Source organism: Oceanobacillus locisalsi (assembly GCF_042675985.1).
GTDB classification, from domain to species: domain Bacteria; phylum Bacillota; class Bacilli; order Bacillales; family Amphibacillaceae; genus Oceanobacillus; species Oceanobacillus locisalsi.
Genome location: NZ_JBHTKK010000015.1, coordinates 60,689 through 87,217, shown reverse-complemented (window position 1 = coordinate 87,217; position 26,529 = coordinate 60,689). Strand labels below are relative to the sequence as shown.

Here is a 26,529-nt window from a genome sequence, read left to right as displayed (position 1 = left end):
GAAGCCCGCTTCTTGTTATTCTTGTTTGAATAATGAGAGGCGGGCTTTTTTGATATTCAAATGTATTTATAAAGATGATATAGTTGTTTTTGATGTGCTAGAGGTATCTCCTTAAAATAAGGCTGTGTTAGCCATTTCAAAAATATAGCATAACTATACCGCAATCAGGCGCGATTGTTTAATAAATGTAAAGAGTTTTTACTAGACTATTCAAGATTTGGGCAAGTTTCTGGAATAATAAGTCGTTTTGCTGCGATAGGTAAAAGGTTTTGTTGTTAGTTTTAAAAAACTAACTAAAAATGTATTCAACTGTGAATATATACGAAAATAAGTTAGTTTTCAGTAATTAAAATTACTTAATACCATACAAGAAAATGGCTTATTGAAAATGTACGTATTTGTTTGGAGTGTGGGCTTATACCGTGCTTTTGTGCAATTTCATTAATAGTGCTGTCCTCTCTTAATATTTCCAAAATGACCTGTGCTTTTTCTGATGAACTGTATCTTTTTCTTTTTTTACTCATGGCATTAGTATTATTTTATTAATTGAATTTTATTGTCCAAGCCTACGGATACGTTATATAACCAGCTTCATAAGTAGTAAAGCGTGACTATGTACAAATGAATGAGGTGTCAAATGTTTTTGAATATTTAGTTAAGCATGTAAAAGTGTACATTTGTTAAAAATGTGGTATAATAAATATAGAAAGTCATAAAATAATAACGACCGCCCATGCTGTTACATGAGCGGCCGAATAGACTGAACCCCAACAAGAGGGGCTAGGCGGCATCAGAAAAAATAATCCCTCAGCGCGCAGCGAACGCATTGGAGGGGTTATTTTTTATGGTTATTATCAGAAACGATAATCGCCACTAACATCCCGAAAGATATCATTAGCGTTAACGTACTTTCAATATCCATAGGCAAGCACCTCCCTCCCCGGGAAGTCTCCCATTGACCCAAAGACTACCGACAAGCGACTTGCTGCCCAACCCCTCACGCGAAGCCAGTCTATTACATTTTATTATAACATATTGTTGTCATTTGTACGTTAACTGATAGAGAAAACTTTACAAAATAAACGATAGGTTCTGCAATGTGAAGATCATTACGTCTTCGTGTGTGGAAGACGGATTACATGTTGCAAGGCTTTAAATGAAGAGAAAGGGTTTTTCGTTACCTTTATTGTAAAGATTGTGAATTAGCTTTTAAAACCCAAAAAAAAAAAGTGCATAAAATCTCTATTCGTTTACATAATTATTTTAGCTGGTTTATTCTTTAAAATAAAGTATGATTTAATTATGCAGATATGTTGGTTTCTTTTATTTCAACAATCGGGCCAGATTGTCTAATTAGAAATATTTAACAGTTGGATTATTTTTAAAAAGGTGAATCGTATATGAAGACTGTAAGCCGAGAAGTTCAAGATTTGTCCATTAAATCCTTGGAGTCGACCTTCAATAAACTTTCAAATGCATATAAAAGTATAACCGAGAAAGGTTCTAATACAATCCCTGTCAAAAAGAGACGAAATGCTGTGAAAGTCGGTTTAGAAAGCCTCGAAAACGCTTGGAATGAAAGGGAATTTTTCTATGATAAAGAAATCATTTCGACTTCTAAAGATATTTTACAAAGTATCATTCCATCTATCGAAAAACAGATAGCTAAAGCGAAAAAAGGTAGTCCTCAAAAAACAGTAAATGAGCGTCGTCTAACTGCGATTAAACTGGCAATTGATTCCCTGGACAACCGTCTTAAATAATTCTGTTTGTCGATTTTTACTATTCCAGAAGAGGGCGTTTTTCCCTAAAAAGGATTTGCGACAATATTTATTATGAAGTTCTATGGTAAATGTCAAAATAGTGATATAATAATGTTAAATGAAAGGGGCGGTGGAATTGAAATGGCCAGAAGTTAGAAATATGTACCCGGATCAATTTGTTAAACTGAAAGTACTATCGTCTCATATTGAAAACTATCAAGAGATTATTGAAGATGTGGCTGTTATAAGACCTCTAGCAGATGAATCAGCAACAAAAGAACTTTTAAAATCAAAAGATGAAGATTTAGTTTATCACACTTCCCATGAAAATATTGTGCTTGAATTCCGACAAGATGTAGGATTAAGGAGATACTACTAACATGAAAATAAAATACAAACATGGATTGTTACTAGTGGATATGACGCTAATGTATAATGGGAAAAATAAAGTGATCGAAAATTTGGTAGTTGATACAGGAGCTGCTCGAACACTTATTTCACAAAACGCAGTAGATGATATAGGTATGCAGGTTGATTCACATGATAAGATTGTCACTTATTATGGAATTGGTGGAAAAGAATATGCATTTAGAAAGAATGTGGATAGTATCCAAATCAGTGATTATACGATTGAAAACATCGAAATCGATTTTAATGATTTTGGATATGAGGATATTAATGAATTACTTGGATTAGATTTGTTGATGCATGCAGGATTTACTATAGACTTATTACAGCTTGAAATGAATAGAACGGGTTGAAGGGAATCCTAAAGGGGGTTCCTTTTATTTTTAGAGTAGAAAGCTTGTTGAAGTCTTCTTCACGTTATACATTTCAGGGGTAACTCTTTTTGTTTAACATTCGGATGACTATAAAGCATCTTAAGCAAACGGGCGCGTTAATCGAACAGTGTTATGCCAGTATTGGGTTATTTAGTTGAAAAATAAACAGAAATGAACTATGTTTTTGCTGTATTGTAAGGCGGTGTATCAATGAGAAATGTAAGGGACGCTGCGATGATAGCTTTGGCTATTGTTATTATTAAGTTAGTATTCAGACTAATCCCACCCGCAAGAGGGTTTGTTCGCCTCTTTGAAGAATGGTATCTGGCTTGGGATTGGAATTATTATAACTGGTTACATAGTTATATTCGTTATTACTTTCTTAACACTTGTAGTAATTAGAAGGCGTAAGAAGAAAGATGTTGAAGGCAAATAAAATAAAGATGCCGTTATCCAATAAAAGGGCGTATTCGCGGGAGAAGGCGTCTATCAGAGTTGATACATATAAAGGGATTAAATAAGGGGACAGTGTGATGACTAAAGGTTTGAAAATAATGTTATTTTGGTCACTAGGATTTCCAGTTATTATTACCTTCCTTCGCATTATTACAGATTACTTTTTAGGTCGTGACATTGAATTAATTTCATATTCGGCAGTTTTCTTAGGTAGTGTTGCTGCAGGATTAATTTTTGCTGGACCTTTAAATTACTTCATATCAAAATCTCAAGAAAATTAATTTACACGTGTTATTACGTTATAGGGTGGGTTTCTGGAATAATAAGTATTTTTACTATAATGGTCAAAAGGTTACGTGTTGTTAGTTTTTAAAACTAACAAAAAATGCATTCAACTGTGAATATACACGAAAATAAATTTACTTTAAGTAATTAATCATCACTTAAAGTTTCTACAAGAAATGGCATTTTGAAAATCTGTGGATTTGTTTGGATTGTAGGCGGAATGATGTAAATCATTCGCTCAAGCCCCTTTGCAACAATTGTCTTAGCGGTAAAAAATAAATGACCGCATTTTGACCGCCTTCTACTAAAAATCAAGCAAGTTATTCATGAGACTTCCGAATTTTTCGGAGTCTCTTTTTTAGTTTCTTTAGAAGTCGTTTCATTCGTGAGTCGATCAATTGAGGATATTAGGATATCTATAATAATTATTCCAATTAACAAGTATAAATTTCTAGTCGTGATAGCTGTCCCCGAATTCCTCCTTCGTTACATACGTATATATTTTCATCACGTTTATACGTTGCTATACCCAACGTTTTCCACGGCAAAGCGTTTATACACTCCATTTTTGTGGAATTACATATATAACAAGTAAATAGCAGTATAAGGAAGTAAGCATCACAGGTTCGCTGACATCGACAGACAAGAAGGAATCAACTTTTCAGGGAGTCAATTGATTGGTAACATGATGCCGCACCTTCGTTCTGAATAATTAACCCTGGGAGGTTTCTTAGAGATCGATGACGAAACTATATGTTATAGATAACTGCAAAACATGAGGAGGATTTTAGAAATGGCAGAGTATCAAACGAATGCACTCGTTTCCACAGAGTGGGCAGATCAACACAAAGAGGATTCGGATGTACAGCTTGTTGAGGTGGATGAAGATAATAGTGCTTATAAATTGGGGCATATCCAAACTGCGATTGCATGGAATTGGACGACGCAACTGAATGACCAAGTACGCAGAGATATACTTTCTCCGGAACAAATGGCATATCTTCTAGGGCAATCGGGAATTACCCCAGATACTACCATTGTTCTATATGGGGATAATAACAACTGGTTTGCAGCCTTTGCTTACTGGCAAATTAAAATGTTTGGTCATTCTAAATTGAAGTTGATTGACGGAGGCCGTGTGAAATGGGAGGAAGAAAACCGTTCTTATACAACAGAAGTTCCTACAATCCAACCTGTTGAATATCCTGTAAATACAGCTGATGCATCCAAACGTGCGCTGCAATCTGATGTGGCTGAAGCGCTTCATACAACCACAGCTCTTATCGACGTCCGCACTCCGCAAGAGTACTCTGGTGAGTTGATTGCACCTCAGGGAATGAATGAGACGGCGCAACGAGGCGGACACATTCCAGGCGCTGTCAATATTCCTTGGAAACTTGCAACAAACGAGGATGGTACGTTTAAATCAGCTGATGAGCTCAAGAATTTATACAATGAGAAAGGAATAACTCCCGATAAAAACGTAATCACTTATTGCCGGATTGGAGAACGCTCAGCACACACTTGGTTCGTCCTGCATGAATTGCTTGGTTATGAAAATGTGCGAAATTATGATGGTTCCTGGACAGAATGGGGAAGCATGATTGGCGTACCTATCGAAAAGTAATTCTTAGCAAGTAAGAAGGGTGTTTTTATTGGGATTAATCTCAATATCTATCAAGCTAACAAAAGATAATGCAAACGACTGGATTATCTTTTGTTAGCTTTTCTTATTTTTGAGGAGTTATTATAAACAAAACTGGCCCCATTTCGTAGCATCGTAGATTGTTTTAGTAGAAATACTAAAACAGAGCTATAATACGAAAGGAGCCATTACTATAGATTATAACACAAAATATGTAGGTTAAGACGTTTCTAAGAAAAAATTGCAGTAACTGTGGTAAATAGCGGAAAAGAATCCTCGTTATATAGGAATGTTTCCGAATACGATGGAAGGGTTCAGAAAGGCTATAAAAAATTAGGAGATCCATCTATCTTCAAGCTTGCTAATCGCAAGCCCATGGAAAGCGTTGTGTTTATACGGAGCGAATACCAGAAGGCAAAATCTTTACTTCAATTTATACAGATGTAAATCTTTATTTTAGAATGAGAAAATCAAAAATACTCCTTTTGAAATTCCTCACCTAATATGATAGTTTAATAGAAGATATAGTTGTTTAAAAATTTTCTGTATTTTACATAGAAAACAGGTGTTGAATTGAAAAAAATACATATTCTTTTATTTATTGTCATGCTATTTTGGGGATTTAACCTCTCCGCTATTAAAGTTTTAGTGACCGATATCGATCCGATTCTAGTGACCGCTCTTCGGATTTTTGTTGCGGGTGCTGCAGTACTGCTAACTTGTTTCTTTATGGGTCTGTTCCGGTGGCCGAATAAAAAAGAATGGAAGGTTATCCTTTATGTCGGTATATTTAATGTTGTCCTCCACCATACGCTGCTAAGTGTCGGGTTAAAGTATACTTCTGGTGTGAACAGCAGCTTGATTTTAGGAACAGGACCATTATTAACCGTTTTATTAGCGATTTTATTATTAAAACAGCGTGTTCCGAAATTACGTTTATTTGGATTTGTTTTAGGATTTGCTGGTATTTTCCTTACAACGAGCTCAGGAGGCGGTTTTCACAGTGTAGCAATAGGAGATGTGATTGTCTTTTTGGCTGTCTTGGTGCAGGCCTTCAGCTTTATTTTAATTGGAAAATACCATGAGGATTTCGATTCGATACTGAGCACAGGCTTTATGCTTTTCCTTGGCTCCGGTTTTATCTTCCTGACAAGTCAGTTTTTTGATAATCCCGTTTCTGATTTAACGCCGCTGTTCTCATGGAAACTGGGGCTGGTATTTCTCTTTAGTTCGCTGTTATGTACGGCCTTTGGACATATCATTTATAATTTAGCGATTAAGCAGGTTGGGCCTGCAGAAACTACGCTGTTTATGAACCTGAATACGCTTTTTGCGATAATTGGTTCTGTACTGTTCTTAAATGAAAGCCTAACATTATTTCATGTCATTGGATTTGTTTTCATTCTGTGCGGGATATTTGTAGGAACAGGAACGTTGGAGTATGTATTATTAAAGCGAAGAGGGAAGTTTGTTGCTAAGTAGGTTGAGGCATCCTGATGTACTATTTTTGAAGCAGGCGAATAATGGAGTACAAAGCTGTTTAGAATAAGGAATGTATGCATATATCCAAAAAAACATGAACAGGAAAAAATCCATATGATCATTAAAAAAACAAACCAAAAAGCAGGTACTTCTCTTCTTTCCCCATGGGTTCTGCTTCAAAAATGGGAGCATCTATTATTTATTCATCTGCCAGTATCGCCTGTTGCTTTGGAAAGCCAGATTCCAGTTGGGCTGGAGCTGGATACATACGATAACCAGGCGTGGATCAGTATCGTTGCTTTAAAAGTAAGTAAGAACCGTTTTCGTTTTTTGCCAGCCATTCCTTATCAGCATCCGATGCTGCAGCTGAATGTAAGGACGTATGTGAAGCGAAAAGGGGAAAAAGGCGTTTATTTTTTTACGATGGATACGAATAAATTATCTGTTGTTTTTGGAGGGAAAATAGTAAAAGCTCCTTTTCTCCATGCAGATATGAAGATGAAACAATCAGCAGATACCTATCATCTAGACAGCTTACGTAAAGGAAACCTGCCTGCAGTATTTCATGCAAGCTATACGCCTGTTGGAGAGGCTTTTTACCCAGAAAGACAGAGTCTTGATTATTGGCTGCTGGAACGCTATGTTTTCTGGACATATAAGAAGAAGCATTTATATCGCGGAGATATTCAGCATGAACGGTGGAAAGTCAGAAATGCAAAGGTAAATATAGAAAAGCTTGCTCTGTATTCCTTTTTATCCCAAGCGGTTATTGGTGAGAATCCAGTTATCCATTATGCCCGTTCTAAAATTGCACGCAATGGAATGATAAAAAAGGTGAAGTAAGGAATGGATCAGGAGATTATTTTGAACAGCTCATTTACGTTTAAAACGTAAGCCATACATGAATTTCATAACCATTTAAATCTGAATCAACGAAAATGAAGGTGGCAGGAACGTATCCTGCCATCTTTTTTATTGTTTCGGCAGGTTACCTGGCGTATCTTTTGGATACGTTTCATTTAATCATGAAACGATTTATATTCCCTTGAGATTTTATAAACACTTATTCAGGATAAAACAGAATAACAATTTTTTGAATGAAAATCTGATATTCTATTTCAATTTTCAGTAGCATATTCTAATACAAACCAAAAGGAACAGCTTGGGAAGTACAGCTAGGTACGATAAAGTTCTGAAACGGATAAATGCCAAATGAAAGAAAAGCGAGGTTGGTTCGGGTATGAAACTTCATTTAACAGGTGATATATCGCAAGTGGAAAAAGGACTAGAGCAGCTTTTAAAGGATTTGGGGATTGAATTAGCAAAAGAAGGACACCGCATTCAAGTAAGTCAAAGAAAAGGACCTCTTTCTGTGAAGAATGAAAATCAGGAAGGTGAAATCTTATTTCAAGAAAAAATTCACTTTTTTAGAGGTCTTGGATTATGGCTGGAACATTTTGCTGCAGAAAAAGATTTTAACTTTGTTGAATATCCCCAGTTTACGATGCAGGGTGCGATGCTGGATTCCTCACGAAATGCAGTGATGACGGTGGACGGGATAAAAAATCTATTACGAAACATAGCCATGATGGGGTTAAATACGTTAATGGTATATACAGAAGATACATATACGGTGAAGGAATATCCTTATTTTGGTTATATGCGTGGGAGATATACAGAAGAAGAGTTAAAAGAATGTGACCAGTATGCAGCGAATTTAGGAATTGAAATGATTCCATGCATTCAAACACTGGCTCATTTAACAGAAGCTTTGAAATGGAACTACGCTATTCCTATCCGGGATACTGCAGATATTTTATTGGCGGGAGCCAAGGCTACGTATACGTTTTTAGAACACCTTATTGAAGCTGCAAGCCGCCCTTTTCAGTCAAAACGGATTCATATCGGTATGGATGAAGCACACCAGTTGGGGTTAGGAAAGTATTTGGATAAACATGGATATGAAAAGCGCTTCGATATTATGAATAAACATTTGCAAGAAGTAACAGCTATTACAGAAAGCAAAAAACTGCAGCCAATGATTTGGAGTGATATGTATTTTCGCCTTGGTTCCAAGCATGGAGGATATTATGATGTCGAATCGGAAATTCCAGAGTCGGTTGTATCATCGATTCCGAACACGCAGCTTGTCTACTGGGATTATTATCACGATGATGAACAATTTTATCGTACATTTATTCGGAAGCATAAAGCGTTAAAAGATAATCCCGTTTTTGCAGGAGGCGTGTGGACGTGGAATGGTATCTCACCTAACTACGGCAAAGCTTTTGTCACAACGGAAGCGGCTTTACGTGCGTGTAAAAAGGAGAAGGTTCAGGAAATTTTCGTGACAATGTGGGGCGATAATGGGGCAGAAACACCCATGATGACCGCTTTGCCAGTCTTACAATTATTCGCCGAACATGCTTATCATACAACTTTTTCAGAGGAGCATTTGCAGAAACGATTTCATTTTTGTACAGGAGCTCATTTGGATGATTTTATGCTTTTTAATCAATTGGATGAAACACCTGGAGTGGATAAAGATAATCTACAGACTTCTAATCCATCCAAGCTATTATTATGGCAAGATATATTGATTGGTTTATATGATGAGAATATCAAAGGTCTCTCCTTAAACAAACATTATGCGATTTTGGCAGCCAAATTGGAGCAAGCAGCAAAAAGAAATACGGATTGGAGCTTATTATTTTATTTTTACCGGCAATTATCCCATGTACTCAGTATCAAAGCGGAATTAGGCAGGAACTTAAAAGAAACGTATGATAAACAAAATAGAGAGAGGCTTCAAGAAATGATTCCGATTTTAGAAGAAGTTAAAGAACGTGTGGACACATTGCGAAAAACACATCGCACCTTATGGTTTTCATTCAATAAACCCTTCGGCTGGGAGATTATAGAGATTCGGTATGGCGGTGTACTCGCACGGATAGAAACAGTGATGTACCGCCTCAATCAATACATCGATGGAGACATTAATAAAATCGATGAACTGGAAGAAGAACGGCTCTATTTTGAAGGCCCATATCCGATGCAGACAGGGTCACTAGGAAGGAATTTATATCATCGTATTGTCACAGCTGGTAATTTATCATAATTTCTGTGAAATAGAATGAAGGAGGAAGTTTTGTGAGCAATCAAGCTTTAGCAAGAAAAATAGGTCAGTTACTCGTCGTCGGGTTTAACGGAAAAACCATAACACCTGAAATAAAAGAATTGATTCATGATTATCATATCGGCTCCATTATCTTGTTCAGCCGAAATATTGGGAACCCGGATGAAGTTCTTCAATTAACATCCAGCTTACAAAAAGAAGCAAAAGCTGCCGGATATGAGAAGCCCTTATTGATTTGTCTGGATCAGGAGAATGGCGTTGTCAGCAGAATACATCAAGGGATGACAACTTTTCCAGGGGCGATGGCACTGGGCGCAACGGATAAACCACAATATGCTTATGAGGTCGGTTTAGCCACTGGAAGAGAGTTAAAAGCGCTGGGGATTAATTGGAATTTGGCACCGGTCTTAGATGTGAATAATAATCCACAGAATCCAGTTATTGGTGTCCGTTCTTTCAATGAAAATCCTCAAAAGGTGGCAGCATTTGGAGAAGCAATGATGAAAGGGCTACAGGATGCCGGAGTGATGACATCGTTAAAGCATTTTCCGGGTCACGGGGATACAAGTGTCGATTCCCATTTAGATTTACCAGTGATATCCCATGAGATGGACCAGTTGGAAAACGTGGAATTAGTTCCATTTCAGGCGTGTATTCAAGCTGGCGCGGATTCTGTTATGACTGCCCATGTTTATTTTCCGGCAATTGAACCGCAAGCAAATACGCCTGCAACCTTATCAAAGCAAGTTTACGTAAACCTTTTACGTGAAAAGATAGGCTTTCAAGGGGCGATTACGACAGATTGCATGGAGATGAAGGCAATATCCAATACCATTGGAACCGAAAAAGGTGCCGTAAAAGCGTTACAGGCAGGGACTGATTTTGTCATGGTGTCTCATACGTATCCAGTGCAAAAAAGAACGATAGAAGAAATTACCGCTGCTGTTGAAAGAGGAGCATTGTCAACTTCCAGTATCGAAGCCTCGTTTCAGCGTATTCAGCTATTAAAAGAAAAGTATACAACTTGGAAAGATGCCTCGTTATCCAATAAAGAAAACGCCTTACAAATGGTTGGGGCAAAGGAACATCATCAGTTAGCCGGGAAAGTATATAGAGAAAGTATCACCATCGTTCATAATGATCAGTTATTGCCGTTAAAAGGAGAGAAGCCGTTAAACATTCTTGTGTTGGAACCAGTTCATGGGCCTATGGCACAAGTAGAAGATAAAAATACACAACAGAAATCACTTGGTTCAACTATAAAAGAATACGTTCCTCAAGCATCTGTGAAAGTTTATAACGAGAATATACAGCAGCATGAAATGGAAGAACTCATTTACACTGCTAAACAGGTGGATTATATCATTTTAGGGACAGTAACCGTCACAAAAAATAGCCCCGTTATCGCACTTGTTGATCAATTGGTAAAAGAAAATAGCAACATTGTTGGAGTCGGTATGCGGAATCCATATGATTTTCAGTATCTAAACAAGCTGCAAGCCTTTATCAATACCTATGAATGGAATTATCCTGCATTACAGGTTGCTGCTGGAGCGATTTTTGGCAGGGAAGAAGCGAAAGGTACGCTGCCGGTCCATATTTGATAGTAACATAGTAACTTGCATTGTTTATCAGCTGTGAAGGAGGAAATACGAAAGGGGGGGAGGGGAAGGTGATCTGAATAGGGATGCGGGGAGTCCAAAGCTGTTGTTTATCGCATCAGAATGGGGGAAGTGTAGTAGCAGTAGGGTCCTGCGCTTTTCTTGGCCGGAGATTTTTGAAAATAAAAAATAATGCGAGGAGGTTTTTGAGTGAAAAAGAATAAAAGAATCTTATTTCTATTATGTATCTCATTTTTATTCGTGCTGGTTGCGTGCAGTAAAGATGAAAAAGAAGGTACCGGGGGAAATGAAGAGGCGCTCGAAAATCTGAATCAAGACGGTATGCCAATTGTAGAGGAAGAAATCACAATCGATGTATTTGCTGGAAAAGCAGCTTCAGCGGCAGATGATTGGAATGATGTACCTGTTTTAAATGAATATGAAAAAATGACGAATATCGATATGAACTGGAATCAAGTTCCGGTTGATGGTTTGGAAGAAAAAAGAAATTTAGCACTTGCCAGCGGTGATTTACCCGATCTTTTCTATGGTTCTTATATGCCTAATTCTGATTTATATAAATATGGCCAGCAAGGGATTTTTGTCCCTCTTAACGATTTGATTGATGAATACGCCCCTAATATCAAGGCTTATCTGGAAGAATATCCAGAAATTAAACAAGGAATCACGTTTCCAGACGGGAATATCTACGCCATCCCCCGATTGAGAGATCCGGAATCTCCAACATCCTTGATGGATGATAAGCCGTGGATAAACGAAGAGATTCTGGAGGAAACAGGGATGGATAACCCGGAAACGACGGATGAATTCTATGAATATTTAAAAGCAGCAAAAGAATTATCCGTTGATGGCAATGAAGTAATTCCATTAAGCAGTGTGTCGATGGACCGTTTATTTCATTGGCTTACTGGTGCATTTGGTGTATCAAATAAAGGAATTTTACATCCTTCCATTGATGAAGATCCGGACACAGGAGAACTGCGTTTTTACCGTACAGCGGATGAGTATAAACAATTGCTGGAATATATGAACAAACTGTATACAGAAGGTTTGATTGAACAAAATATTTACTCGATTGAAGTCGATCATTTTCTGGCAAATGGAATAGAAGGAAAATACGCAGCGATGAACTTCTTCAATCCAAAAGACTATTTTGGAGAAGAAGTGGGCGGCCGTTACATTCCTGGGAATGCGCTGGAAGGGCCGAATGGAGATAAGCAGTTTACTTCTGTGATTTCACCTGTGAATAGTTTGGGGCATTTTTCAATTACAAATATGAATGAAAATCCGGAAGCAACGTTAAGGTGGATTGACTATTTCTGGAGTGATGAAGGAGCGAAGATGTTCTTCATGGGATTAGAGGGAGAAACCTATGAAGAAACGCCGGATGGCCCAGAGTTAACAGAAGAAATTACCAATAATCCCAATGGGTTAACGGTTCAAGAAGCGTTGGCATCGTATATCATTAATCCGGGCGGAGGACATCCGGTGATTGAAAATCCGGAATATTCGACAGCGCCTGAATTTCAGCCGGAAGATCTCGAAAACGCAGAAAACATGGCTCCTTATTTGATTGAAGAACCATGGCCGTTTTTCTTCTATGAAGAAGAGGAGCAAGCAACCTTGGATTCTTTAGGGGCAGATATTCAAAAGTACGTTGCTGAGATGGAAGCACAATTTGTTACAGGGGAAACATCTTTTGAGGAATGGGACAATTATGTAAAAACACTGGAAGAAATGGGCCTCGATGAATATATGGAAATTCAAAAGAAAGCGCTTCAACGTTATGAAGAGGGACAGTAAATAAATAGCCTCACAAGTGGAAAAGGGAAGAAATCTTCCCTCTTTCCGCCTTATTAAAAGGAGGTATTTCCTGTGGAAATCAAAAAGAAATTCATTGTCTTAGCGGCTGTGCCACTAATTGCTTTATCAGCTTGTAATAACGATGATAAGGAAGATGTCGGCGGCAGTGAAGAAGCGTTAAAAAACTTAAATACAGATGGCATGCCCATTGTGGAAGATGCGGTTGAATTAGAAATATTTGCCGGAAAAGCAGCAACAACAGCGGATGATTGGAATGATGTTTTACTTTTGAATGAATATGAAGAAATGACAAATATGGATATCACATGGAATATGGTGCCGGCAGATGGGTTGGAAGAAAGAAGGAATCTGGCGCTTGCCAGCGGCGATTTGCCGGATGTTTTCTATGCTGCCAACTTGCCTATTTCCGATGTTCAAACCTATGGGAGTCAAGGTACATTTATCCCTTTGAATGATTTGATTGAAGAGTATGCACCGAACGTTAAAAAAGTGTTGGATGAAAACCCGGATATCCGAAAAGGAATAACGTTCCCGGATGGAAATATTTATTCCATTCCGACTGTATATTCACCAGATTTTTCATCCTTATTAATTGGTGCTAAAGGCTGGGTAAATGGAGACTGGTTGGAACAGTTAGATATGGATAATCCAGAAACAACGGAAGAATTCTATGAATATTTAAAAGCGGTGAAAGAAACCGATTTAAATGGAAATGGAGAAAATGATGAAATTCCATTAAGCAGTGTAGCGGAAATGTCCCGTATCATTCACTGGATTTCTGGAGCATTTGGCGTTCAAAATCGCGGACAGCTGCATACCTTAATTGATAGCGATCCAGATACAGACGATATCCGTTTCTATCCCATTGATGACCAATATAAAGAAATGTTGAAGTATCTGAATAAACTTTACGAAGAAGAGCTGATTGAACAAAATATTTATTCCTTAGAGGTTGATCAACATTTAGCAAGTGCGGCAGATGACCGTTATGGTGCTGTACAATTCTATAACCCGATGGAATTATACGGGACAGAAGTAGGGGAACAGTTTATCCCCGGTAATGCATTAGAAGGTCCAGACGGTACAAAAATGTATACAGGAATAACATCTCCGGTTCTTTCATTAGGAAACTTTCTAATCACAAGTGAAAACGAAAATCCAGAAGCGACGTTAAGATGGATTGATTATTTCTGGAGTGAAGAAGGCCAAAAGATGTTCTTTATGGGTATCGAAGGAGAAACCTATGAAGAAACAGCGGATGGACCGGAATTAACAGAAGAAATAACAAATAATCCCGACGGCTTAACGCTGACCCAGGCACTTGCCAACTATATTATCAATCCCGGCGGTAATCACCCGGTCATCGTTACAGATGAATACTTTACCGGTTCAGAAAATGCGCCGGCAGATGTCGAAGCTGCGGAACAGCTGGATCCGTATTTGATTGATGAAATTTGGCCGGCATTTACGTATACAGCAGAAGAAAATGATCGTATCGCTGTATTAGAAACCGATTTACAAAAATATGTAGAAGAGATGCAGGCTGGTTTTATTACGGGAGAAAATGATTTCTCTGAATGGGATGCTTATGTAGAAACCATTCAAGAGATGGGCTATGACGAATATATGGAAATCCAGCAGGCTGCCTATGAGCGCTATAAAGAAAATTAACGGGTTATCATCCTGAACAGAAGTTGAATTTATCGGTGTTTGGGGGAGTTCAAACACCGATAAATAGGGGGTTAAAGAATGAAGGGAGTTAAAAATGACGTTTCGGTCCCAGCCCAAAGTAAATTTTATCAAGTGAAAAAGAACTTCGCCCGCAATTGGCAAATATATGTCTTCCTGCTTCCGGCGGTTACGTATTTTATCATATTGCATTATATACCGATGTACGGTGTACAGATTGCATTCAAAAACTTTTTTGCCAACCTTGGAATCTGGGGAAGCCCTTGGATAGGATTCGATCACTTTGAGCGTTTTTTTAATTCGTATTATTTTTGGAGACTGCTTAAAAATACATTGGTTTTAAGTGCGTATCAGTTAATCTTATTTCCATTGCCTATTATTCTGGCACTCTCTCTGCACGAGGTTAGGAATACTGTATTTAAAAAGTGGGCCCAGACATTAACCTATGCGCCGCACTTTATTTCCGTCGTCGTAGTTGTAGGGATGATTGTTATCTTTTTAGATCCGACTACAGGATTAGTCAATCGCCTTATTGTTGTTTTTGGCGGAAATCCGATTGATTTTCTGACGAGCCCAAGCTGGTTCCGACACATTTTCACATGGTCTGGTGTCTGGCAAACGCTCGGATGGGGTTCGATTATTTATCTGGCAGCATTATCCGGTGTTAATCCGGAATTACATGAAGCGGCTAAGGTAGATGGTGCATCGAGGCTGCAGCGTATTTTCCATATTAATATCCCAAGCATTTTGCCGACAATCGTTGTGTTATTCATTTTAAACATCGGCAGCTTTATGACCGTCGGCTTTGAAAAAGTGCTGCTGATGCAAAATGATTTAAATGCCAAGACATCCGATGTCATCCAGACATTTGTGTATCAAACAGGTCTGCTGGAAGGACAATACAGCTTTGCGGCGGCAATCGGGCTGTTCGATTCAGCAATCAATATTGCATTGTTAGTCGTGTTTAATTATACAGCCAGAAAGGTAAGCGGCAACAGTCTATGGTAAGGAGGTGTAGAAAATGAAAAGATTTACGCTGTCAGATAGAGGGTTTGATCTAATCAATACGATATTTCTTCTGATTATTTTAGTATTGATTGTCTATCCCTTAATCTTTGTTCTAAGTGCCTCTATCAGTGATCCGCAAGCAGTCAGTTCTGGAAAAATGTGGCTTTGGCCGGTCGATATTACGTTTAAAGGATATGAACGTGTTTTTGCTAATGATGCCATCTGGCTCGGCTATAAAAACACTATTATTTACACGGCGGTAGGTACGGCTATTCACTTATTTGTTTTATTGCCTTGTGCCTATGCATTGTCACGTAAAGAATTAATGGCTAAAAAACTTATCCTCTGGTTTATTTTATTTACGATGTTGTTTAACGGTGGTTTAATTCCTACTTACCTTGTTGTCCAATCACTGGGGATGCTCGATACGATGTGGGCAATTATTATTCCGAACGTAGTAGGAGCCTGGTCCATTCTAGTTGCAAGAGCTTTTTTCCAGCAAAGCATACCGGATCAATTAGTAGAAGCATCTAAAATTGACGGCGCTTCGGATTTCTATATTTTTATGCGAGTTGTATTACCGCTGTCTTTGCCGATTATTGCGGTTATGGCACTGTTTCATGCCGTTAATTTATGGAACCAGTATTTTAACGCTTTGATTTATTTATCAGATCGGGATAAGTATCCATTGCAATTGATTTTAAGAGAGATTCTTGTTGTAAACCAAATGCAATTGAATGATCCGGGCGGGTCAGCCGAATCGCTGGTGGATCAGGTGAAAACAGCCGGTCTGATCAAATATGCAGTAATTATTGTATCGTCGCTGCCATTATTATTAATTTATCCATTTGTGCAACGCTTTTTTGTACAGGGTGTGTTAATAGGCTCTATTAAAGAATAAATGAAACTGGAAATAATTTTTGAGATAGACGGGAGGGATAGCGATGAATGGTTTTGTTGCCGGATATTATCGTTTTGCTTTATGGATTACAAGATTTGCTTATCTCAATTTATTATGGATTGCATTCTCCCTGCTTGGATTGGGTCTGTTTGGATTCTTTCCGGCTACGGCAGCGATGTTTGCTGTGGTGCGCAAGTGGGTTCAAGGGGAGAAAGATATTCCTGTCTTCCAGGTTTTTTGGAAGTCTTATAAAAAAGAGTTTTTGAAAATTAATGTGTTGGGTTATATGCTGGCTGGAACGGGTTATCTCATGACAATGGAATTTCAAATTTTACGGACACAGGAACATATCGCGTATACGATGGCAAGCTTTGCAGTTGTTGGTTTATTTTTGTTATTAGCTGTGATTGCGCTTTATCTTTTTCCGCTTTTTGCCCATTTTCAATTACGACCGCTGGACTATATCAAATGGGCACTGCTTATTGGAATCGGGCATCCTTTATTAACGGTATTTCTTCTTGGCATCGTCATTGCGCTTATCTACCTTTCGTTGATAACTATTCCTGTTTTACTCTTTTTCTTTGGCGGCAGCGTGATTGCATATATTCTCATGTGGGGAGTCCATTTAACATTTGCGAAAATGGAAGAAAGTCTTGCATAAAAAATGGAGGTGTCCATATTGGTACGTTTAGGTCTGGATGTATTTTTAGAAAAAGGATATAAACAGGTGGAAGGCCTGCGAGTTGGCCTGGTTACGAATATGACAGGTGTAAACGAAATGCTTCAACCATCTATTGATTTGTTTGCGGAACATCCGGCAATGAACCTGGTTGCTTTATATGCTCCGGAACATGGTATTCGCGGAGATGCAAAAGAAGGAGAGAAAGTATCCTCTTCTATTGATAACGTAACGGGACTGCCAGTATACAGTTTGTATGGAGAAACGAGAAAACCAAGTGCAGAAATGGTAGAAAATGTGGATGTGCTTGTATTTGATTTACAGGATATTGGCTCCAGATATTATACGTATATTTATACGATGGCCAGTGTCATGGAGGCATGTAAGGAATATGGAAAGAAGCTGATTGTTCTTGACCGGCCCAACCCGGTTTCCGGGGTGAACATAGAGGGGAATTTGGTAGAACCAGATGTGCGTTCCTTTGTCGGCTTACTCCCAATTCCAAATCGTCACGGCATGACGGTTGGAGAATTGGCATTATTATTTCAAAAGGAGTTCGCTTACTTCTGCGACCTTTCTGTCATACCGATGGAAGGATGGAAACGCAGGATGTATTTTGATGAGACGAATCTATACTGGGTCCCGCCATCCCCGAATACCCCTACCATTGACATGGCTATCTTATATCCAGGAACCTGTCTTATCGAAGGGACGAATATATCAGAGGGGAGAGGGACAACCAAACCATTTGAATGGATTGGAGCACCTTTTATAGACGGGCAGAAGCTTGCGAAAGTATACAATGATAAAAATATACCCGGGGTGCTTGCCCGGCCAATATCTTTTGTTCCTGCCTATCAAAAATATGAAGGGGAAGTCTGTGGAGGTGTGCAGCTTCATATTGAAAATCGCGATGCACTTCATGCTTTACAAGCAGGTGTTACCTTAGTTGAAACAATTGCAACTGCCTATCCCAACCAATTCCAGTTTACTCAAAATGAAAATGGCAAGTATTTCTTTGACTTACTGGCAGGCACCAAGCGTTTAAGACAATATATTGCAGCAGGAGAAGCGGCTTGTTATTTAGAAGAAAGTCAACACGAATTGGAAGCATTTCAACAAACGAGAGAAAAGTATTTATTGTATCGTTAAGAACGATGATGAGGACTAAACGATTCTATTTGCCAACAGATTTGGCTGATAAATAAGAAGCATTCGTTGCTTTTCTTAAATACTTGATAAAAAGCCATTTTTCCAAGAAGCGAGAAAAAGAAATGAGTTGATCCGATTGCCTTTTGTAAACGGTGGAATAACGAGAATTAATGAAATGATTTCAAGTCTCCCGCCATCAGAAAAAAAGATAGCCGATTATATTTTAACAAACCCGGAAAAAGTGATTTCATTGACTGCAAAGGAGCTTGGGGAACGCAGCAAAACAAGCGGAGCAGCTGTGATTCGTTTATGTAAGTCATTGAATCTGAAAGGTTTCCATGATTTAAAAATCCGCATCGCGGGGGATTTACAAAGAAATGAAAAGGACGGTTTTCGTGATATTGATCCAAATGAAACACCTTTATCTATTATTGATAAAATGACCAATAACAGTATTCAGACAATCAGAGAAACAGCGCATTTAATCGATATGGATCAATTGCAGACAGGAGTACAATTGATAAATGATGCTTCAAATATTTTATTCATTGGGGTGGGTGCATCCGGCATGATTGCGCGGGATGCGGTCCAAAAGTTTATTCGAATTAATAAAAAGGCTTATGTATTTGAAGACATGCATATGGCGGCGACGGTCATTGCCAATATGGACAAAAACGATGTTGTTTTCGGCATTTCTTTTTCTGGCGAAACCATTGAAATTGCTAATATGCTTCATCTTGCTAAAAAAAGAGGAGTAAAAACAATCAGCTTAACAAAATACGGAAGATGGCCCGTTACGGAACACGCGGACATCAAACTATATACATCGACGACAAGAGAACCGATTTTCCGAAGCGGAGCCACGTCTTCCCGAATAGCGCAGCTGCAGGTCATGGATATTGTGTTTATGAGTGTCGCTACATTACAGTATCCTGTTACAGTGAAGTACCTGGATGAAACAAGAGATGCGGTTGATTTCTTTAAAAAAGGAAATGAGAAAATAAAAAAATGAAGAGTGTTGTAGCAGTTGTAATCATTGTGATACCAATATCATTAAAAAGAAGGGAGCAATCGATGTTGAAGTTAGAGGCGTGGCGTGACAACCGAATAGATGCGCTTGTTGAATTATGGAACCAGGAAATTGGAAACGACTTTCCAATGCGAAAAGAGTTATTTAAACAAAATAGTTTCAAAGATGAAAATATATGTAAACAAGCTTCAGCTATTGCCGTGGATGATAACGATCATGTTGTCGGATTTATTGTTGCCAAAAGATATCAAGAAAACCTGGACGTTGGTATAAATAAGAAAATCGGATGGATTCAAGTGCTTCTTGTAAAACAAGGTCAGAGAAATCAAGGAATTGGTTCAACATTATTAGCAAATGCCGAGGCGCAATTAAAAAAGGCGGGTGTAAATCAAATCCTGCTGGGACGCGATCCGTGGCATTACTTTCCCGGCATTCCAATGGAAATGGAAGAAACAAAAGCCTGGTTTGAACGCAAAGGATATAAAAACAATGGTACAGAACATGATATGATTCGAAAATATCGTATTAATGATGAAATAGAAAACCCAAATATAGATGGTGCAGAATGGAGTATTCTAGAGCTAGGGGATAAGGAATTATTTCTTGAATTTTTACATCGCTGTTTCCCGGGAAGATGGGAGTATGAAGCGATTCATTACTTTCAACAGGGCGGAACAGGAAGAGAATTTGCGATTCTGAAGAAAGAGCAAAAAATAATTGCGTTTTGCCGAATAAATGATGCAGAATCAAATATAATCGCTCAAAATGTGTACTGGGCTCCTTTGTTTCAGGATAAGTTAGGCGGGGTTGGACCTTTAGGGGTAGATGAAAAAGAACGCGGACAAAGATATGGCTTAGCTGTTGTTGAAGCAGGAATTTATTTTTTAAGAAGACGGGGTATTTCCCGTATTGTGATCGATTGGACAGGGCTGGTTGCGTTTTATAATAAGTTGGGATATGACATTTGGAAAACATATGCTGCTTATAAGAAAGAGATGTAAGTACGTGTTTATTCAGGCACCTCTTCTTAGATATAAAGGAAGAGATGTCTGAAAATCAGTTTTTTACTGTTAAATAGTTAACCTTAAAATGCATTCCAGCTAAAATTGCTTCTTGAAAAAGCATTTTTATTATATTATATAAGTGATAGTTATATGTATAAATCGGATTTACTAAGGAGGTTTCAATAGAATGATATACAAAGTTTTATTTTCAGATTATGAATACGCTTCCGTAGAAATAGAGGAAAAGATTATTCGAAAATTTATTCCTGATGTTGAATTTATTCATGCACAATGTAAAACAGAAGAGGAGGTTATCGAGGTAGCAAAAGATGTAGATGCGATTATTAATCAGTATGCTCCGATTAGCCACAAAGTGATTGAGAGATTATCAAACTGTAAGGTTATAGCTAGATATGGAGTAGGTTTTAACACAATTGATATAGATGCAGCTGCTGAGAAAAATATTACCGTTTGTAATGTAACCGATTACTGTTTAGACGAAGTATCGGACCATGCGATGACATTACTATTATCGCTAGCTAGAAAAGTACCTTTATTTAATCAACAAGTAAAAGGTGGAGAGTGGGATTTTAAAGCTGGCCTGCCGATTTTTCGCTTGAGAGATCGTGTGCTGGGATTATTAAGTTTTGGGAATATCGCACGAAGAGTAGCAGAGAAAAGCCAGGCTTTTGGTGTGAAAGTCATTGCCTATGATCCATTTATATCGGAAGAAGTAGCAAGAGCATACAATGTTGAATTGGTAGAGTTAGATGATTTATTACACCAAAGTGATTTTATTTCTGTTCATACACCGTTAACAGACGAGACGTACCATATGATTGGTGAAGAACAATTGAAATTAATGAAAGAAGAAGCATTTATTGTGAATACTTCCAGAGGTGCATTAATTGATGAAAAAGCCTTGATTCAAACTTTACATAATAATGAAATAGCCGGAGCAGGATTAGATGTACTAGAAGTGGAACCCATCTCAGCTGATAATCCATTACTGAAAATGGATCAAGTACTTATTAATCCGCATGCTGCATGGCATTCTGTTGAGGCGCAGGAAGAATTAAAAATCAAAACAGCTCAGAATGTGGCAGATGTTTTAATAGGGATTGAACCTAAATACGTTGTTCTTCCCCGAAAAAATAAAAATACCTAGAAGAGGATGTTCAAAAATTCCAATAAAAATGACGCGGCAGGAAAAGGAACTTCTACTAAGAACGCCCACGTCGGTGTGGCGGGCGTAGAAACCACCGCATCCTGCGGAAGTGCGTTGACTAGCAAATTCCAATGGGGCTGGGACTGCGGTTACCAATGTTGTCAGGTTAGTATAACCGCTGCGGCGGACCGTTTTGCTTTCCTAGGGGCACGCTCTTCAGCTAACTTTTGCCAAGAAGATCGCTTGGCAAAAGTGGATCTTCAGATGGTGCTGATCCCTCAGGAGTCAAAACGGTCCGCCTCCGCTAGTGGGATGTTCTATACATGAAATAGTTGAACAAATAAAATCATTTAACTCCATTAGGATGTTATTTCTTCCAAAAGCTGTAGCATCCCATCAGAGCGCAGGCCAACCACGTAGACTCCTATGGGAACAGGGCGAGCTGAAGATCCACTTGAAAAGCGGGTTTCTTTTCAAGTTAGCTGAAGCCGTCCCCATGGAAAGCGTAGTGGTTGGCCGGAGCGGAAGCTATACACCATATCTTGTTCAAAAAATAGAAGGGGGCTCTAACCAAAAGCAAGCATAATAATAGAGAGCATGTTTATCCTAAAACAGCAAGGATTATATGCTTATTCTTAAGCGCATAATTTGAGTAAATTTCACAAAATTCATTAACCTGACAACATTGAGACCTGCGATTACTCGGTCTATTAAAACCGCTGCTGCGGTTACTCGTCCCATCGAAGAGCTTTTGCGATTACTCGCCCCACTAAAACCGTTACTCACGTATTATAAAGCACGAAGGAACTTCTGTTAAGAACGTCCAAGTCCTGTGGACAAAACAGAAGTCATCACAACACGCGTAAGTCCGTTTAGAATTTGCTAGTCGCCTTGAACTTCCGACGCACACGACGTGCTAGTGTCGGCGCCTGAGACAACGCACTTCGGTGGGGTGAGTAATCTAAGGCTCCAGGACGTTGCGCACTTAGCCGACTTGGTCCTTTTTATCGAACTTTTATACGAAAATGGGATTTTCATTCATTGCGGTGTCTGGTAAGTCATGGGGGTTTTGAACACGCACTAGAATGATAAAAAAGTGGCTTTCTACATTTTGAAGTAGAAAGCCACTTTTTAGATTGTATGACAGATGGAAATAAATTTATTATGGAGAACCGTCCGTAAAACTCCCGTCTCAAAATAAAGAGCTGTGTTTCGAAAAACTCCCACTGTATGAAGTTTCATTTTATAGTTGTTATTTAAAAAAAGACGTGTTAAAGTTTAGTTATAAAAATCATATACAAGATTTAAAATCACATATGTGATTAGAGGTGAATGTATGTCAGTGAAATCGGCAGAACGTGTTTTACGGATTTTTGAATTATTAAGTGCAAATATGGATGGAATGACAATTAAAGAAATTAGTGAAATGCTGCAGTTGCCACAAAGTAGTACATCAGGATTAATTAAAACACTGCTTCATGAAAATTACTTATCTGTTAATCAGCAAAATCGTTTTACTTTAGGACCGAAACTGATTCCGATTGGTAATGCAGCAATGGAATCTTTAGATATATCTTCTTTAGGCTATCCATCTTTAAAAGAATTAATGGAATTAGTAGAAGAGACAGTGTTTATGGCAGTATTAGCAGATAAAGAATTGGTTTATGTTGCGAAGATTGACAGCAATCGCTCCATTAAAACCTCTGCTTATCCGGGCGGGCAGAAGCCGCTATATTGCACAGGGCTTGGAAAGACTTACCTTGCATTTATGAATGAAGCTGATCGGGTAAATTATTTAAATACTGTTGAATTGAAAACGATTACCGATCAAACCATTACAGATAAAGAAGAATTAGAAAAAAAACTGCAAGCATATAAACAGCAAGGGTACGCCATTGATAACGAGGAGAATGAGGATGGTCTTTACTGTTTAGCAGCTCCAATATTTGATATGAATGGTGAAATCCAGGCAGCGGTTAGCGTGGCTGGACCAAAAGAAAGAATGCTAAGACAGAAAGAGAGAATTATAAAGCATTTAAAACAAAAAGCAGCAGCTATTTCAGCAAAGCTTGGATATGTGAGTAAGGAAGGTGTGTAAATGGATGTTTTAAGCATTGGGGAAACAATGGTATTGTTTTCTCCAAAAACAAGTGGACAATTGCGCTATGCAAATGACTTTTCTGCACGAATTGCTGGTGCAGAAACAAATACGTTAATAGGTCTGGCAAAGCTTGGTCATCAGACCAGCTGGATCAGCCGAGTAGGGGATGATGAACTCGGCGCGAAAATTGTAAGCGCTGTAAGAGGAGAAGGTGTAGATACAACGTATGTCAAACAAGATAAGGAAGCGTCTACTGGACTTTTCCTAAAAGAAAAAACAAATGCGCAAACAAGTTCGATTTTTTATTATAGAAAAGACTCTGCTGCCAGCAACATGACATCGGAGGATATGGAAAACATCCATGTTTCCAATACAAAGTATCTTTATTTAACAGGGATTACTCCTGCTTTGAGCCAGTCTTGTGAAGAAGCGGTTTTTGCACTTCTCCATAAGGCGAAGCAAGAAAAAGTAACCATTGTTTTCGATCCGAATATCAGGAAAAAATTACACAGTAAAACGAGTGGCGCAGAACAAATTAAAAAAATTATCGGCTTATCGGATATTGTGCTTCCAGGAAAATCAGAAGGTGATTTTTTATTTAACACAACGGAGACGGCAGAAATTAGTCAAAGATGCAGAGAGCTTGGAGCTGGATCAGTCGTCGTCAAGTTGGGAGAAAAAGGCGCATACTATGAAACAAAAGACAAAAATGGATTGGTAGATGCTTATGCCGTTCCTTATGTCGTTGATCCGGTTGGAGCAGGAGATGGTTTTGCAGCAGGATTGTTATCAGGGTTATTAGACGAATTATCCTGGAAAGATGCAGTGAAACGAGCTTGTGCTATGGGTGCTTTAGTAACGCAGGTTGATGGTGATATTGAAGGGTTGCCGACTAGAAAACAATTACAGGAATTTATGGGAGCTAATTTACAGGATGATGTCAATCGATAGGGAGGAATCTTTATGAATACGCTTGAGACAATCTATCATCATAAAATTATTGCGATTATTCGCGGAGCTAAGAAAGAAGATTTGTTACAAATTGGAGCAGCTCTAAAAGAAGGAGGTGTGCGTCTGATTGAGGTAACATTAAACTCCCCGGGTGCAATCGAAGGAATTCAACAGTTGAAGGAAACATTTGGAGCAGAAATGAAAGTCGGTGCTGGAACGGTCTTAGATCCGGAGTCTGCGAAGGCTGCTATCGATGCAGGAGCAGATTTTATCTTATCACCAACAGTCAGTAAAGAAACCATAAAAATAACAAAACGCTATGGAAAAGTAAGTATACCCGGGGCATTTACACCGACAGAAATTTTAACAGCTTATGAAACAGGAGCAGATTTAGTAAAGGTGTTTCCAGCAAGTATTGGAGCGGGTTATATAAAGGATATCCGCGGGCCGCTTTCCCATATCCCCTTAGTACCAACTGGAGGAGTGGATGAAAATAATATTAGTGACTTTCAAAAGGCTGGAGCAGTTGCGTTTGGAATTGGCAGCTCTCTTGTGAATACAAAAGCGGAAGTAAATGAAGCATATGTGCAGAAACTGACCGAAAAAGCCAAAGTATTTGTTCAGGAAGTATCTGCAGAATAAAAGATTTTTGTCATACAGATAATCACAAAAGGATGGTAGACAGTTATGAAAATGACAAACTATGAATTGTTTCAAGTACAACCAAGATGGCTATTTTTAAAGATAGAGACAGATGAAGGAATCACTGGTTGGGGAGAGCCGGTGATTGAAGGACGAGCTGCTACTGTTAAAACAGCAGTCATGGAACTCATGGAGTATTTAATTGGAAAAGATCCGTTGCAGATTGAAGATCATTGGAATGTGATGTATCGTGGTGGCTTTTATCGGGGCGGACCGATATTAATGAGTGCTATTTCAGGTATTGATCAAGCACTTTGGGATATCAAGGGAAAATATTTGAATGTCCCGATCCATCAGTTGCTTGGAGGAAAGGCGAGAGAGTCTATTAAAGTATATTCTTGGATCGGCGGAGACCGTCCATCTGACGTGGGAGCAGCTGCCAAAGAAGTAGTTGATAAAGGATTTACTGCTATTAAAATGAACGGCACAGATGAACTGCAATATATTGACTCTTATGAAAAAATAGATCGTGTCCTAGCAAATGTTTCCGCTATTCGTGAAGCAGTTGGCCCATATATTGGAATAGGGATTGATTTTCATGGACGCGTTCATAAGCCTATGGCAAAAGTATTGGCAAAAGAGTTGGAATCATTCCGCCCGATGTTTATTGAAGAACCAGTTTTACCAGAAAATAATGAAGCATTGCGTGATATTGCTAATCACACCGTCATTCCGATAGCTACGGGAGAAAGAATGTATTCAAAATGGGATTTTAAAAATCTATTAAAAGATGGGTATGCAGACATTATTCAGCCGGATCTATCGCATGCTGGCGGCATTACAGAAAACAAAAAAATCTTATCGATGGCAGAAGCGTTTGATGTAGCGGCTGCACCGCATTGTCCTTTAGGTCCGATTGCCTTAGCGGCATGTTTACAGGTAGATGCAACTTGTCACAATGCATTTATTCAGGAGCAAAGTTTGGGTATTCATTATAATCAGGGCTCTGACTTATTAGATTATTTAAAAGATGACAGCGTATTCAAATATAAAGATGGCTATGTTGATATTCCCGACCGACCTGGTTTAGGAATTGAAATCAACGAGGAGCATGTACGTGAGATGGCGGAACAAGGACATAATTGGAAAAATCCGATTTGGCGTCATCCAGATAATAGTGTAGCGGAGTGGTAAGGAGCAAATACAAAA

23 protein-coding genes are annotated in these 26,529 nt (G+C 38.5%); 22 read left to right on the top strand and 1 reads right to left on the bottom strand.

Translation table 11 applies throughout. The features are described 5' to 3' along the window. Positions 1–356 precede the first annotated feature (356 nt). Positions 357–524, bottom strand: coding sequence for a transposase (locus tag ACFQ19_RS12770; RefSeq protein WP_379592659.1), 168 nt, complete (start codon positions 522–524; stop codon positions 357–359). An 876-nt stretch (positions 525–1,400) separates the two neighbouring features. Between ACFQ19_RS12770 and ACFQ19_RS12765 the strand changes: the two genes are divergently transcribed. From ACFQ19_RS12765 to dgoD, 22 genes are all read left to right on the top strand, one after another. Then, positions 1,401–1,763: a hypothetical protein gene (locus ACFQ19_RS12765; RefSeq protein ID WP_379592657.1), complete on the top strand. Its 363-nt coding sequence runs from the start codon at positions 1,401–1,403 to the stop codon at positions 1,761–1,763. Positions 1,764–1,893: 130 nt separating this feature from the next. After that, positions 1,894–2,142 (top strand): hypothetical protein, encoded by a 249-nt coding sequence (locus ACFQ19_RS12760; protein ID WP_379592655.1) that lies wholly within the window; start codon positions 1,894–1,896, stop codon positions 2,140–2,142. Between the two features lies 1 nt (position 2,143). Then, positions 2,144–2,524, top strand: a complete 381-nt coding sequence (locus ACFQ19_RS12755; protein ID WP_379592653.1) for a retropepsin-like aspartic protease — start codon at positions 2,144–2,146, stop codon at positions 2,522–2,524. 554 nt (positions 2,525–3,078) lie between these two features. Beyond that, on the top strand, positions 3,079–3,282 hold the full coding sequence (locus ACFQ19_RS12750; RefSeq protein ID WP_379592651.1) for a hypothetical protein: 204 nt from the start codon (positions 3,079–3,081) through the stop codon (positions 3,280–3,282). A gap of 797 nt (positions 3,283–4,079) precedes the next feature. After that, positions 4,080–4,913, top strand: a complete 834-nt coding sequence (locus tag ACFQ19_RS12745) for a sulfurtransferase (protein ID WP_379592649.1) — start codon at positions 4,080–4,082, stop codon at positions 4,911–4,913. Between the two features lie 591 nt (positions 4,914–5,504). Then, complete coding sequence (locus tag ACFQ19_RS12740; RefSeq protein ID WP_379592647.1) at positions 5,505–6,413, top strand: DMT family transporter; 909 nt, start codon at positions 5,505–5,507, stop codon at positions 6,411–6,413. A gap of 114 nt (positions 6,414–6,527) precedes the next feature. After that, on the top strand, positions 6,528–7,256 hold the full coding sequence (locus ACFQ19_RS12735; RefSeq protein WP_379592645.1) for a YqjF family protein: 729 nt from the start codon (positions 6,528–6,530) through the stop codon (positions 7,254–7,256). Positions 7,257–7,653: 397 nt separating this feature from the next. Continuing rightward, on the top strand, positions 7,654–9,531 hold the full coding sequence (locus ACFQ19_RS12730; protein WP_379592643.1) for a beta-N-acetylhexosaminidase: 1,878 nt from the start codon (positions 7,654–7,656) through the stop codon (positions 9,529–9,531). Positions 9,532–9,563: 32 nt separating this feature from the next. Next, a complete protein-coding gene (nagZ, locus tag ACFQ19_RS12725; RefSeq protein WP_379592641.1) occupies positions 9,564–11,153 on the top strand; it encodes a beta-N-acetylhexosaminidase in 1,590 nt (529 codons plus the stop codon). Positions 11,154–11,360: 207 nt separating this feature from the next. Further along, positions 11,361–12,974 (top strand): extracellular solute-binding protein, encoded by a 1,614-nt coding sequence (locus tag ACFQ19_RS12720; RefSeq protein ID WP_379592639.1) that lies wholly within the window; start codon positions 11,361–11,363, stop codon positions 12,972–12,974. 72 nt (positions 12,975–13,046) lie between these two features. Further along, on the top strand, positions 13,047–14,666 hold the full coding sequence (locus ACFQ19_RS12715; RefSeq protein WP_379592638.1) for an extracellular solute-binding protein: 1,620 nt from the start codon (positions 13,047–13,049) through the stop codon (positions 14,664–14,666). A gap of 78 nt (positions 14,667–14,744) precedes the next feature. After that, positions 14,745–15,692: an ABC transporter permease gene (locus tag ACFQ19_RS12710; RefSeq protein WP_379592636.1), complete on the top strand. Its 948-nt coding sequence runs from the start codon at positions 14,745–14,747 to the stop codon at positions 15,690–15,692. A 13-nt stretch (positions 15,693–15,705) separates the two neighbouring features. Then, positions 15,706–16,593 carry a carbohydrate ABC transporter permease gene (locus ACFQ19_RS12705; RefSeq protein WP_379592634.1) on the top strand — a complete coding sequence of 296 codons (888 nt, stop codon included), beginning with the start codon at positions 15,706–15,708 and terminating at the stop codon, positions 16,591–16,593. 43 nt (positions 16,594–16,636) lie between these two features. After that, complete coding sequence (locus tag ACFQ19_RS12700; RefSeq protein WP_379592632.1) at positions 16,637–17,254, top strand: YesL family protein; 618 nt, start codon at positions 16,637–16,639, stop codon at positions 17,252–17,254. 18 nt (positions 17,255–17,272) lie between these two features. Further along, on the top strand, positions 17,273–18,424 hold the full coding sequence (locus ACFQ19_RS12695; RefSeq protein ID WP_379592630.1) for an exo-beta-N-acetylmuramidase NamZ family protein: 1,152 nt from the start codon (positions 17,273–17,275) through the stop codon (positions 18,422–18,424). A gap of 136 nt (positions 18,425–18,560) precedes the next feature. Beyond that, positions 18,561–19,436, top strand: a complete 876-nt coding sequence (locus ACFQ19_RS12690; RefSeq protein WP_379592628.1) for a MurR/RpiR family transcriptional regulator — start codon at positions 18,561–18,563, stop codon at positions 19,434–19,436. Further along, positions 19,433–20,455, top strand: coding sequence for a GNAT family N-acetyltransferase (locus ACFQ19_RS12685; protein ID WP_379592626.1), 1,023 nt, complete (start codon positions 19,433–19,435; stop codon positions 20,453–20,455). The genes ACFQ19_RS12690 and ACFQ19_RS12685 overlap by 4 nt, the downstream gene beginning before the upstream one ends. Before the next feature lie 190 nt (positions 20,456–20,645). Continuing rightward, the gene (locus ACFQ19_RS12680; RefSeq protein WP_379592624.1) at positions 20,646–21,626 is read left to right on the top strand and encodes a C-terminal binding protein; all 981 of its coding nucleotides are present in this window, start codon (positions 20,646–20,648) and stop codon (positions 21,624–21,626) included. Positions 21,627–22,962: 1,336 nt separating this feature from the next. Beyond that, complete coding sequence (locus ACFQ19_RS12675) at positions 22,963–23,724, top strand: IclR family transcriptional regulator (protein WP_379592622.1); 762 nt, start codon at positions 22,963–22,965, stop codon at positions 23,722–23,724. Then, positions 23,725–24,678 (top strand): sugar kinase, encoded by a 954-nt coding sequence (locus tag ACFQ19_RS12670; RefSeq protein WP_379592620.1) that lies wholly within the window; start codon positions 23,725–23,727, stop codon positions 24,676–24,678. It begins immediately after the preceding gene. 12 nt (positions 24,679–24,690) lie between these two features. After that, positions 24,691–25,320, top strand: a complete 630-nt coding sequence (locus ACFQ19_RS12665) for a bifunctional 4-hydroxy-2-oxoglutarate aldolase/2-dehydro-3-deoxy-phosphogluconate aldolase (protein ID WP_379592618.1) — start codon at positions 24,691–24,693, stop codon at positions 25,318–25,320. Positions 25,321–25,365: 45 nt separating this feature from the next. Next, positions 25,366–26,514: a galactonate dehydratase gene (gene dgoD / locus ACFQ19_RS12660; protein WP_379592616.1), complete on the top strand. Its 1,149-nt coding sequence runs from the start codon at positions 25,366–25,368 to the stop codon at positions 26,512–26,514. The last annotated feature ends 15 nt before the right edge of the window (positions 26,515–26,529 follow it).

Excerpts from the sequence above, each read along its gene's own strand:
- ACFQ19_RS12755 (WP_379592653.1), top strand. The coding sequence starts at position 2,144 with ATGAAAATAAAATACAAACATGGATTGTTACTAGTGGATATGACGCTA.
- ACFQ19_RS12665 (WP_379592618.1), top strand. The coding sequence starts at position 24,691 with ATGAATACGCTTGAGACAATCTATCATCATAAAATTATTGCGATTATT.
- ACFQ19_RS12680 (WP_379592624.1), top strand. The coding sequence starts at position 20,646 with ATGATATACAAAGTTTTATTTTCAGATTATGAATACGCTTCCGTAGAA.
- ACFQ19_RS12770 (WP_379592659.1), bottom strand. The coding sequence starts at position 524 with ATGAGTAAAAAAAGAAAAAGATACAGTTCATCAGAAAAAGCACAGGTC.
- ACFQ19_RS12735 (WP_379592645.1), top strand. The coding sequence starts at position 6,528 with ATGATCATTAAAAAAACAAACCAAAAAGCAGGTACTTCTCTTCTTTCC.
- ACFQ19_RS12730 (WP_379592643.1), top strand. The coding sequence starts at position 7,654 with ATGAAACTTCATTTAACAGGTGATATATCGCAAGTGGAAAAAGGACTA.
- ACFQ19_RS12685 (WP_379592626.1), top strand. The coding sequence starts at position 19,433 with ATGAAGAGTGTTGTAGCAGTTGTAATCATTGTGATACCAATATCATTA.
- ACFQ19_RS12670 (WP_379592620.1), top strand. The coding sequence starts at position 23,725 with ATGGATGTTTTAAGCATTGGGGAAACAATGGTATTGTTTTCTCCAAAA.
- dgoD (WP_379592616.1), top strand. The coding sequence starts at position 25,366 with ATGAAAATGACAAACTATGAATTGTTTCAAGTACAACCAAGATGGCTA.
- ACFQ19_RS12700 (WP_379592632.1), top strand. The coding sequence starts at position 16,637 with ATGAATGGTTTTGTTGCCGGATATTATCGTTTTGCTTTATGGATTACA.
- ACFQ19_RS12705 (WP_379592634.1), top strand. The coding sequence starts at position 15,706 with ATGAAAAGATTTACGCTGTCAGATAGAGGGTTTGATCTAATCAATACG.
- ACFQ19_RS12745 (WP_379592649.1), top strand. The coding sequence starts at position 4,080 with ATGGCAGAGTATCAAACGAATGCACTCGTTTCCACAGAGTGGGCAGAT.
- ACFQ19_RS12765 (WP_379592657.1), top strand. The coding sequence starts at position 1,401 with ATGAAGACTGTAAGCCGAGAAGTTCAAGATTTGTCCATTAAATCCTTG.
- ACFQ19_RS12710 (WP_379592636.1), top strand. The coding sequence starts at position 14,745 with ATGAAGGGAGTTAAAAATGACGTTTCGGTCCCAGCCCAAAGTAAATTT.
- ACFQ19_RS12675 (WP_379592622.1), top strand. The coding sequence starts at position 22,963 with ATGTCAGTGAAATCGGCAGAACGTGTTTTACGGATTTTTGAATTATTA.
- ACFQ19_RS12750 (WP_379592651.1), top strand. The coding sequence starts at position 3,079 with ATGACTAAAGGTTTGAAAATAATGTTATTTTGGTCACTAGGATTTCCA.